General features: G+C 30.2%; 13 protein-coding genes. All 13 read left to right on the forward strand.

The genetic code is table 11. The annotated features are described in order from the left end of the window. On the forward strand, nt 1-303 hold a 303-nt coding region (locus tag ACH2BP_RS09860; protein WP_395059420.1), incomplete at its 5' end, for a PA2169 family four-helix-bundle protein. A 136-nt stretch (nt 304-439) separates the two neighbouring features. Next, nucleotides 440-1,198: an MlaE family ABC transporter permease gene (locus tag ACH2BP_RS09865; RefSeq protein WP_395059422.1), complete on the forward strand. Its 759-nt coding sequence runs from the start codon at nt 440-442 to the stop codon at nt 1,196-1,198. A 5-nt stretch (nt 1,199-1,203) separates the two neighbouring features. After that, the gene (locus ACH2BP_RS09870) at nt 1,204-1,938 is read left to right on the forward strand and encodes an ABC transporter ATP-binding protein (protein WP_395059424.1); all 735 of its coding nucleotides are present in this window, start codon (nt 1,204-1,206) and stop codon (nt 1,936-1,938) included. Nucleotides 1,939-1,953: 15 nt separating this feature from the next. Then, complete coding sequence (locus ACH2BP_RS09875) at nt 1,954-2,763, forward strand: MlaD family protein (protein ID WP_395059426.1); 810 nt, start codon at nt 1,954-1,956, stop codon at nt 2,761-2,763. A gap of 189 nt (nt 2,764-2,952) precedes the next feature. Beyond that, a complete protein-coding gene (locus ACH2BP_RS09880; protein WP_395059428.1) occupies nt 2,953-4,710 on the forward strand; it encodes an Ig-like domain-containing protein in 1,758 nt (585 codons plus the stop codon). A gap of 64 nt (nt 4,711-4,774) precedes the next feature. Continuing rightward, on the forward strand, nt 4,775-6,787 hold the full coding sequence (locus tag ACH2BP_RS09885) for an OmpA family protein (RefSeq protein ID WP_395059430.1): 2,013 nt from the start codon (nt 4,775-4,777) through the stop codon (nt 6,785-6,787). A gap of 134 nt (nt 6,788-6,921) precedes the next feature. Then, nucleotides 6,922-7,353 (forward strand): hypothetical protein, encoded by a 432-nt coding sequence (locus ACH2BP_RS09890; protein ID WP_395059432.1) that lies wholly within the window; start codon nt 6,922-6,924, stop codon nt 7,351-7,353. 108 nt (nt 7,354-7,461) lie between these two features. Beyond that, complete coding sequence (locus ACH2BP_RS09895; protein ID WP_395059434.1) at nt 7,462-7,686, forward strand: hypothetical protein; 225 nt, start codon at nt 7,462-7,464, stop codon at nt 7,684-7,686. Nucleotides 7,687-7,697: 11 nt separating this feature from the next. Next, the gene (locus ACH2BP_RS09900; protein WP_395059436.1) at nt 7,698-8,081 is read left to right on the forward strand and encodes a hypothetical protein; all 384 of its coding nucleotides are present in this window, start codon (nt 7,698-7,700) and stop codon (nt 8,079-8,081) included. Between the two features lie 3 nt (nt 8,082-8,084). Continuing rightward, nucleotides 8,085-8,507, forward strand: a complete 423-nt coding sequence (locus ACH2BP_RS09905; RefSeq protein ID WP_395059438.1) for a low affinity iron permease family protein — start codon at nt 8,085-8,087, stop codon at nt 8,505-8,507. Between the two features lie 91 nt (nt 8,508-8,598). Beyond that, nucleotides 8,599-9,135, forward strand: a complete 537-nt coding sequence (locus tag ACH2BP_RS09910; RefSeq protein WP_395059440.1) for a hypothetical protein — start codon at nt 8,599-8,601, stop codon at nt 9,133-9,135. 278 nt (nt 9,136-9,413) lie between these two features. After that, the gene (locus ACH2BP_RS09915) at nt 9,414-9,599 is read left to right on the forward strand and encodes a CsbD family protein (RefSeq protein ID WP_395059442.1); all 186 of its coding nucleotides are present in this window, start codon (nt 9,414-9,416) and stop codon (nt 9,597-9,599) included. Nucleotides 9,600-9,621: 22 nt separating this feature from the next. Further along, a complete protein-coding gene (locus tag ACH2BP_RS09920) occupies nt 9,622-10,134 on the forward strand; it encodes a hypothetical protein (RefSeq protein ID WP_395059444.1) in 513 nt (170 codons plus the stop codon). Nucleotides 10,135-10,204 lie beyond the last annotated feature (70 nt).

A 10,204-nucleotide genomic window follows, 5' to 3' on the forward strand; every position in this document is an offset into this window, starting at 1 on the left:
GTTGCCGAAGTTACAAGACTTGGAGGAACTCCTGATGAAGGAACAAGAGTCACGGGAAAATTTTTTCGAGCTTGGATGGATGTAAAAGCTGCATTGACTGGAAATGACAGAAATACAATTTTAAATTCTTGTGAATATGGTGAAGATGTAATGCTCGGAACTTACAAAAAAGTATTGATTCAAGAGCATCAAGTTACCAATTCAAAAGAGCAAGATATGCTGAACAAACATTATTCATTATTGAAATCAGATCATGATAAAGTAAAACGATTGCGAGATGCAACTGCCAATGAAAAAAATTAACAGAATAGTTAATGTTGTTTAGTCAAGAGAAGAAGATGCTCACCAAAACAGTTGTTTTTGGTACTAACAAATAACATTGATACTATAGATCTACAAGGTTTTTAAAGCCTTGTAGATTTTTTAAATTGATTAAACTATGCAAACTTATCTAAAAAATATATTCGAAGATACGGGCAATGTTTCGTTGTTTACTGGACGGTTCTTTAAAGAAATTGTAAAACCTCCATTTCAAATTAACGAATTTTTTCGTCAGTGTTATGCTGTCGGATATAAATCATTACCCTTAGTCAGTATAACTGGTTTTATAATGGGATTAGTATTAACTATACAATCAAGACCTACAATGATTCAATTTGGAGCAGAAAGTTGGTTGCCAAGTATGGTTTCATTATCATTAGTACGAGAAATAGCTCCTGTGATTACAGCCTTAATCTGCGCAGGAAAAATTGCTTCTGGTATTGGTGCCGAATTAGGTTCCATGAAAGTAACCGAACAAATAGATGCCATGGAAGTTTCGGCTATAAATCCGTATAAATATTTAGTAGTTACCAGAATTTTAGCCACAACATTAATGCTTCCTATTTTAGTAATATTTGCTGATTTTGTTGGAATTTTTGGCGGTTATATTGGATATAATGTTCGTGGAAGTATGAGTTTATATCGCTATTTTTCGGATGTAATAGAGCATTTAGAGTTTATTGATTTAATTCCAGCTGTAATTAAAACATTTTTCTTCGGATTTTTTATTGGTTTAATAGGCTGTTACAAAGGATTTAATGCTTCAAACGGAACAGCAAGTGTTGGTGTTGCAGCTAACGAAGCCGTTGTCGCTGCATCACTTTCTATTTTTATACTTGACATGTTAGCAGTTCAAATAACAGATTTATTCTTTTAGGAATTATGGATAATAAAGTAATTATTTCTATAAAAAACTTATGCAAATCATTCGGAGAAAATGAAGTGCTTAAAGATGTGAATCTGACTGTAAATAAAGGTGAAGATTTGGTTGTTTTGGGTCGTTCTGGTTCAGGAAAATCAGTTACCATAAAATGTTTAGTGGGATTGGTTGAAGCGGATAAAGGTGAAATTAAGATTTTTGATACTGATATTACAAAACTAAAAAATAACGAACTCAATGAAATTAGATCTCGAATTGGTTTTATGTTTCAAAATGGCGCTTTGTATGATTCTATGTCGGTACGACAAAATTTAGCATTCACGTTAAAACACCATACGAAAGATGTGACTGACGATGAAATTGAAAAACAAATTATTGAAGCTTTAACCAACGTGGGGTTAGAGGAATCTATTGACAAAATGCCGTCAGAATTATCTGGTGGAATGCGAAAAAGAATTGCTTTAGCAAGAACATTAATAATTAAACCAGAAATTATTTTATATGACGAACCCACATCAGGTTTAGATACTATAACTTCTAGAGAAATAAGCGAATTGATTCTTTCAGTTCAAAAAAAATATAAAACTACTTCAATTATTATTACTCATGATATGCCATGTGCTAAACTAACGGGAAACAGAATTATGATTCTTAAAGATGGCTTAATACATGCAGAAGGAACTTATACCGAATTAGAGAAAAGCTCCGATGAATGGGTGCGTTCTTTTTTTATTTAATTTAAAAATAATAGTATGGCACAAAATTCAAATTATAAATGGAAATTAGGAATGTTTGTCATTTTAGGATTATTCTTATTTATGATAACCATTTATTTTATTGGGAATAATAAAAACTTATTTCGTTCCACATTTCAATTGAAATCACATTTTAAAAATGTAAGTGGTTTAAAAGAAGGGAATAATGTTCGTTTTTCAGGAATTAATGTTGGTACAGTAAAAGACATTGAATTTATTTCTGATTCAGCCGTTGTAGTCAATTTAATTATAAAGCAAGAAGTTCAAAAGTATATTAAAACAGATGCTATTGCAACTATTGGTTCTGATGGATTAATGGGAGATAAAGTATTAACTATTTCTCCAGGAACTGCATCTAATACTATGGTAAAAGACAATGATCTGATAAAATCGACCCAAGCTGTTGAAATTGAAGATATTATGAAAAGCGTAAAATTAAGTGCTGATAATGCTGGAATTATTACCAGTCAGCTGGCAATTTTTACTAATAATATGAATAACAATAAAGGTGTACTCTCTAAATTAATGACTGATGCTACTTTTTCTAAATCATTAACCAAAACATTATCTAATCTGGAATCAAGCACCGATGAGTTTGCTGTTTTTACAAAAAAAATGAACAACAAAAAAGGGGTTTTGTCAAAATTAGTTACGGATGAGAAGCTAGGAAACTCAGTAGATTCAACCCTTATTGAATTAAACGAAACCGTGAAAGCAGCGCAAAATAATTTTTTACTAAAAGGCTACTTCAATAAAAAGAAAAAAGCAGATGCTAAAAAGAAAAAAGCATTAGATAAAGAAAAATAACAAACTTAAACCTTATTATTTCAAAAATTCGTTAGTGCAGACTAACGAATTTTTTTTATAATTTTTTGAAAATCAATTTATTAATGTATGAATATTGCAACAAATCATAATAAAAATATAACATAACAATAGAACAGTCGGCTAACCTTTGCTTAATAATTTTAATACTAATATTTAAAAAACAATAAAATGAAACAGAAAAAACTATTTTCAATGATTGTCTTATCAATGATTGTTTTATTTGGAGCTTGTTCTAAAGATGATTTTCAAGAAACTATAGGAGTTTGCCCAACAGTAATAGCAACAAGTCCTCTAAATGCTGAAACAAGTGTATCTCTAAACAAAGTGATTACTGTTACTTTTAACGAAGAAATGAATCCCGCAACTATAACGCAATCAACTTTTACAATAGTAAACGGGTCAACACCAATTACAGGAGTAATTTCCTATTCGGGGAATACAGCATCATTTACCCCAACAGGTAATCTTATTGCAAACACAACCTACATAGGTAAAGTGACAACAATGGTAAAAGATTTGCGTGGTAATGCTCTGCAGTCTGATTATATTTGGACTTTTAGTACAGGTACAACTTTATTACCAATTGTTATTGCTACAGATCCGGCTAATAATGCAACTGGAGTAGTTTTAAATAAAATTATTACTGCAACTTTTAATACTCCAATGGATGGAGCGACAATAAACGGAACAACATTTACATTAAAACAAGGCGCAACATCAATTGCTGGTATAGTTACTTATTCAGTTACTACTGCTACATTTACACCAACTTTACCACTTACAGCAAATACTGTTTACACTGGAACGATAACTACTGGAGCTAAAAATATTGCTGGTGTTGCTATTGCTAGTAATTATGTTTGGAATTTTACTACTGGAACTATATCAGCTCCAATTGTAATTTCTACAGATCCGTTAAACAATGCAACTGGAGTAGCTTTAAACAAAATAGTTACTGCTACTTTCAATATGCCAATGGATGCATTAACTATTTCGACAACTACATTTACTGTAAAAATAGGTACATCGACAGTTTTAGGAACAGTTTCTTACAGCGGCAGTACAGCAACATTTACTCCTTCAAGTAATCTTATAGCTAATACTACTTATACTGCGACTATTACTACAGGTGCTAAAAACTTAGCAGGAATAGCATTAGCAAATGATTATGTATGGAGTTTCAGTACTGTAGTGGTTCCAAATTTAGGAACAGCTTCAATGTTTGGTGCTTTTGGAGGTAATGCAGGGATTACTAATCAAGGATTAAATACAGTTATAAATAACGGAAGTATTGGTACAACAGCGGCTTCTACTTTAGTAACTGGTTTTCACGATTCAAATGCAATTTATACTGAAACACCTCTAAATGTTGGTAATGTAACAGGAAGTATTTTTACAGCTCCACCATTTCCAGGAACAGCTGCTTCATTTGCTATAGCTTCACAAGGATTACTGGATGCTAACGCGGCTTATTTAAGTATTTCTCCAGCCTCAATGCCTGGTGGTATTGATCCCGGTGCAGGAGAACTTGGAGGTTTAACTTTAGCTCCTGGGATATACAAATCAGCAAGTGGAACATTTAATATATCTAATGGCGATTTAACACTCGATGCACAAGGCAATCCTAATGCAGTATGGATTTTTCAAACTGCTGCTGGATTAACAGTAGGAATTGCTGGGCCAACTGGAGCTAAAAGTGTTAAAATGATAAATGGTGCTTTACCTAAAAATGTGTTTTGGTATGTAGGAAGTGCAGCTACTATAAACGGTGCAGGTGGAGGAGTGATGACTGGAACCATTATTGCAAATTCAGGCGTTACATTTTCAACTCCTGGTAATGCTGCTCAAACCGTATTGAATGGAAGAGCAATATCATTAGTTGCATCTGTTACTATGGTAAATACAACCATAAATGTTCCTAATTAATATAAAATAAATGATTTATTCTATGAGAATAAATTCTATATATAACTATAAAATTCAAAAAAAAATGAAATCAAATTTTAAATCAATAACAGGATCATGCAAAGCATGGTCCTTAAATAAACTACCAATAAAACATTTTATTTTAACAACTTTGGTATGTTTTGCAACTCAAACTTCTGTTCAGGCTCAAGAAGTTCAATATACTAAACCATCATGGTGGTTTGGAGCAGCAGCAGGAGCTAACTTTAATTTTTATCGTGGTTCTACCCAAGTTTTAAATGAAAATTTTACACCGCCTACAGCATTTCATAATGGTTTTGGTGTTGGTTTGTATCTTGCACCTCTAGTAGAATATCATCGTCCAGATTCGTATTTTGGATTTATGTTTCAGACAGGATATGATAATCGAAATGGAAAGTTTGAACAAGTAATTACACCTTGTAATTGTCCTGCGGATTTAGAGGCAAAATTAAGTTACTTTACTATAGAGCCAAGTTTACGATTCACACCTTTTAAATCTAATTTTTATTTATATGGTGGGCCAAGATTGGCTTTCAATTTAAATAAATCATTTACCTATCAGCAGGATAATAATCCTGATTATCCTTTGCAAATAACTAATCCTGATGTAACTGGAGATTTTAGCGAAGTTGAAAAAACTATATTTTCAATGCAAATTGGAATGGGATATGATATTCCAATTGGATCACAAATAAGCAAAACGCAATTTGTACTTTCACCATTTATTGCTTTTCAGCCTTATTTTGGACAAAATCCACGTGCTACAGAAACTTGGAATTTAACCACAGTAAGAGCCGGATTTGCATTAAAATTTGGACGAGGCAAACAAATTGTAACTGATGAAATTGTTGATGGAGAAGTACAGTTTTCGGTTAATCAACCCAAAAATGTTCTGGTACAAAATAGCGTGCGTGAAGTTTTTCCATTACGTAATTACATCTTTTTTAATCTAGGTTCTAACCAAATTCCAGATCGTTATGTTCTTTTGAATAAAGGACAGGTAAAAGATTTTAAAGAAGATCAAGTACAATTTAATACACCAAAAAATATGTCAGGAAGATCAGATAGACAAATGTTGGTATATTATAATGTTATAAATATTCTTGGAGATCGTATGCAAAAAAATCCTTCTTCAAGCATAAAATTAGTTGGTTCATCAGAAAAAGGTTCAGATGATGGTCGTACAATGGCAGAAAATGTTAAAAAATATTTAGTAGATGTATTTTCAATTAATGGTTCTAGAATTACTATCGAAGGAAGAGTAAAACCTCTTGTTCCATCAGAACAACCTGGAGGAAAACTAGAATTAGATTTGCTTCGTGAAGGTGACAGAAGAGTAACTATTGAAAGTAATTCACCAGAGTTATTAATGGAATTTCAAAGTGGTGATGCACCATTGAAACCAGTTGAAATAATTACAGTTGAACAAAACCAAAATATGGATGATATCACTTTTAATAACGTTGGTTCAAAAGAAGTATTTTCAACTTGGATGTTGGAATTGAAAGATGGAAATGGAAAAATTAAAAATTTCGGACCATACTCTGAGGATAAGATAATTATTTCAAGAAATACTATTCTAAAAAATCAACAACAAGGAAACTTTAATATTGTAATGGTTGGTCAAACTAAAAGTGGTAAAACTGTTAGAAAAGATGCAACAGTTACAATTCTTCCTTATGTTGCACCACAAATCAAAGAAAGTGTTAGATTTAGTGTTATTTATGAATTCAATGAGTCTAAATCTATAGCAATTTACGAAAAATATCTAACTGAAATTGTAACACCAAAAATACCAATTGGAGCAACTGTTATTATTCAAGGACATACAGATATTATTGGAGAAGATAATTATAATCAAAATTTATCTTTGGCAAGAGCTAATGATGTTAAAACTATTATTGAAAAAAGTTTAGCTAATTCAGGAAGAAAAGACGTAAAATTTGAAATTCATGGTTATGGTGAAGATGTAAAATATTCATTATTCGAAAATAAATTTCCAGAAGAACGTTTTTATAACAGAACCGTTGTAATTGATTTATTACCTAATAAATAAGGTTATTAAAATAAAACCCCTATTTTTTTGGTAAACCAATAATTTTACAACTTTAAGTACAAATTATATAACATTTTACGTTATATTTAGTATCACATTTGTAAAAACAATAATCATTAAAAAATTTAAGAAGAATGAAAACATTAAAAATAATTATTTTAGGAACATTTCTATTAGTATTTAGTTTCTCAAAAGCTCAGGTTTCTGTAAATGTAAATATTGGTGCACCTCCAGTTTGGGGACCAACAGTTACAACTGAAGAATACTATTATTTACCAGATATCAATTCGTATTATGACATTCATCAATCTCAATTTATTTATCTTAATAATGGTGTTTGGATTCGTTCGAGATCACTGCCAAGACGTTACAGATCTTATAATTTAAACGCGGGTCATGTTGTAGTTTTAAATGATTATCATGGTCGTAATCCTTATTCTCGTTACAAAGAGCATAAAGTAAAATATTATAAAAGTGATAACAATTGGGAAAAATCTAGAGGAAATGATAAGCATCATGATAATGATAAGCATCATGGAAAAGGAAACAAAAAAGGAAAACATTAATTGGATTTAATTATAAATCTAAACATAAGAATTTAATTTTGGTTAATTTTTAATTCTTAAAAAGCACCAATTATATTTGGTGCTTTTTTAATTTTATTACATAAAAAAATGAAGACAGAAGCCGAACTTAACGAAAATATTTTAAAAATAACCATGACCATCCGTAATGAATTTCCTGAGTTAATGAAATATTTAAACGAAATGCAAGTCACAATTCCCGATGTTGCAACTCCAGAAATTAATATCAAAATTCTACAAGATTATTATGAATCTTTACAGGATTTACTTCGAAAATATGCTCCAAATCACCCTAGTTTTATTAATAATTTTTAAAATTTAATCTAATGGAAACAATAAAAAAAATAGCTATATATATGGATCATTTTACGGCAAATATTATTGAATATACAAGTACTGCCGTAGCAATAAAAACCATAAAATCAGAATTTAATCATTTTGAAAAAGAAAAAATTTTACAAAAAGGAGAAATCCATATGCATAATAAAGAACAAGATATGCAAAACGAATTTTACGCAAAATTAAGAGAGGAACTCCTAAATTATAATAATGTATTATTGTTTGGAGCAACAAATGCAAAAACAGAATTATCAAATATTTTAAAAACAGATAATAAGTTTGCAAACATAGAAATGATTATTAAAAATACAGACAAACTAACTGCAAACGAGCAAATTGCCTTTGTAAATGATTGTTTTTATATTAATTAATTTATGAAAAAGGCATATTTTAATATCGAACGACAATTTGAACGATTAGTTTCTATAGCAACTAAAATTCTAGGAAATTCTATTTCGTTTATTATAGCATTTATTTTGGTTATATTTTGGTGGATTACCAATTTACCTACATCTAAAAATTTACATCAAAACATTGGTGATATTATTTTTGGGACTACTTTTTTAAGTTTATTTATTATTCAAAAATCATTCAACCGCTATTCCGCATTAATTCATCTCAAGATGAATGAACTTATTTCTTCTCACAAGGCAGCCGACAATTCGGTAATGAATACTAGCCAAAAAACTGAAAAAGAAATACGAGAAATGTCTAGAGAATATATAGAAACTGTCGAATCAGTCGAGAAAGAGTTAGATAATGTTCTGAAAGATACCAATATCGAAAATAAAATTTAAACATGTGAATTTTGCTAGTTTTTACTACAATTGTATAATATAATTAAGTGCTTTAGATATGATCTTTGTATAAAACAATAAAATGAAAATCATGAAATTAAAGATTCAAAAACTCCAAAAAATCAATAGAAATTTTGTGAGTAAAAAAACAATTTTAGTTGCTACCATGCTAATAGGATTAGCATTTAGCTCTCAGGCTCAAAGTATTTCAAAAAATGCAATTGGTTTAAGGCTTGGTGACAATGACGGATTTGGAGGAGAAGTTTCTTATCAAAGAAAACTAGCTACTAATAACAGGTTGGAATTAGATTTGGGTTGGAGAAACAGTAATGATGTAGATGCAATTAAACTAGCAGCTTTATACCAATGGATTTGGAATATAGATGGTGGATTTAACTGGTATGCAGGAGTTGGTGGTGGAGCAGGAACTTGGCGTCACGATAGATATGAAATTAATGATAATGGAGCTTTTGGTTTTGTAGCTGGTGATATTGGTATTGAATATGATTTTGATTTTCCTTTACAACTTTCTTTAGATTTTCGCCCTGAAATATATTTTAACTCAGATACATTTAGAGAAAACAATTTTGGTCCGGATGTTGCATTAGGAGTTAGATATAAATTTTAATTATTGCCAAAGTCGCAAGTTAAAAAGTTAAATTTTTTTTAAGCCTTGTTATTAATATTTACTTGTTTTTTATTGTGATATTTGGGGATGTACAATAAATAAAAAGATAAATTTTGACAAGACTTCACAAATTAAAAACTTTAGGCTTGTGACTTTTTTATGCCCTAAATATGTGAATATTATAATTCCTTTTAAATATTATGTAACAAAATAAAATGGTATTGTTCTCACCTTTGTAATGTTAAGAAAATGTATTCTTAATTTTAAAATTTATAAAGATGAACACAACAGAATTAAAAGGAGATTGGGAAGTACAAAAAGGGAAACTCAAACAAAAATTCGCAAAATTAACAGATAATGACTTGATGTTTCTTGAAGGAAAAAAAGACGAAATGTTAGGCAAGCTTCAAGTAAAACTTGGTAAAACTAAGGAGGAATTACACAAAATCATCCAAAATCTTTAATCAGATAACTAATCTTAAAATTATGAAATCAACGATTCACGAATTCCCAAAAAGCAATTTACTTAGCGTGAGTAAAAAGTCAATTTTTATTTTAACAGTTGCAACATTTATCACAGGATTTGTGTTTACAGGATGTAAATCAAATTCGGATAAAGAAGCAGATGCTGTCGAAAACGTACAAGATGCTACTGATAATCTGGATGCTGTAACTGATGATGTAAATAAAGATGCTATTAAAAAAGCAAACGATGCTGAATGGCAAACTTATAAAGAGGAAGCAAATAAGACGATTTCAGAAAATGAATCTCGTATCGCAGAACTAAAAAGTGCAATGAAAAAACCAGGTAAAACATTTGATGTAGCGTACGCAAAAAGCATAGATGTCCTTGAAGAAAAAAATACTTCTTTGAAAACAAAAATCGCAGATTACGAAAATAATCAAACAGATTGGGAATCCTTCAAACGAGAATTTAATTCGGATATGACAGGACTGGGACAAGCCTTTAAAGACCTAACAGTTAATAATAAAAAGTAAAAAAAAGCGAGATTTATTTCTCGCTTTTTTTATATAATATTTTAACCGTGAATAATATAACTTTTATACA

The sequence above is a fragment of the Flavobacterium sp. genome (genome assembly GCF_043756175.1).
Taxonomy (GTDB): domain Bacteria; phylum Bacteroidota; class Bacteroidia; order Flavobacteriales; family Flavobacteriaceae; genus Flavobacterium.

Excerpts from the sequence above, each read along its gene's own strand:
- ACH2BP_RS09865 (WP_395059422.1), top strand. The coding sequence starts at position 440 with ATGCAAACTTATCTAAAAAATATATTCGAAGATACGGGCAATGTTTCG.
- ACH2BP_RS09870 (WP_395059424.1), top strand. The coding sequence starts at position 1,204 with ATGGATAATAAAGTAATTATTTCTATAAAAAACTTATGCAAATCATTC.
- ACH2BP_RS09875 (WP_395059426.1), top strand. The coding sequence starts at position 1,954 with ATGGCACAAAATTCAAATTATAAATGGAAATTAGGAATGTTTGTCATT.
- ACH2BP_RS09880 (WP_395059428.1), top strand. The coding sequence starts at position 2,953 with ATGAAACAGAAAAAACTATTTTCAATGATTGTCTTATCAATGATTGTT.
- ACH2BP_RS09885 (WP_395059430.1), top strand. The coding sequence starts at position 4,775 with ATGAAATCAAATTTTAAATCAATAACAGGATCATGCAAAGCATGGTCC.
- ACH2BP_RS09890 (WP_395059432.1), top strand. The coding sequence starts at position 6,922 with ATGAAAACATTAAAAATAATTATTTTAGGAACATTTCTATTAGTATTT.
- ACH2BP_RS09895 (WP_395059434.1), top strand. The coding sequence starts at position 7,462 with ATGAAGACAGAAGCCGAACTTAACGAAAATATTTTAAAAATAACCATG.
- ACH2BP_RS09900 (WP_395059436.1), top strand. The coding sequence starts at position 7,698 with ATGGAAACAATAAAAAAAATAGCTATATATATGGATCATTTTACGGCA.
- ACH2BP_RS09905 (WP_395059438.1), top strand. The coding sequence starts at position 8,085 with ATGAAAAAGGCATATTTTAATATCGAACGACAATTTGAACGATTAGTT.
- ACH2BP_RS09910 (WP_395059440.1), top strand. The coding sequence starts at position 8,599 with ATGAAATTAAAGATTCAAAAACTCCAAAAAATCAATAGAAATTTTGTG.
- ACH2BP_RS09915 (WP_395059442.1), top strand. The coding sequence starts at position 9,414 with ATGAACACAACAGAATTAAAAGGAGATTGGGAAGTACAAAAAGGGAAA.
- ACH2BP_RS09920 (WP_395059444.1), top strand. The coding sequence starts at position 9,622 with ATGAAATCAACGATTCACGAATTCCCAAAAAGCAATTTACTTAGCGTG.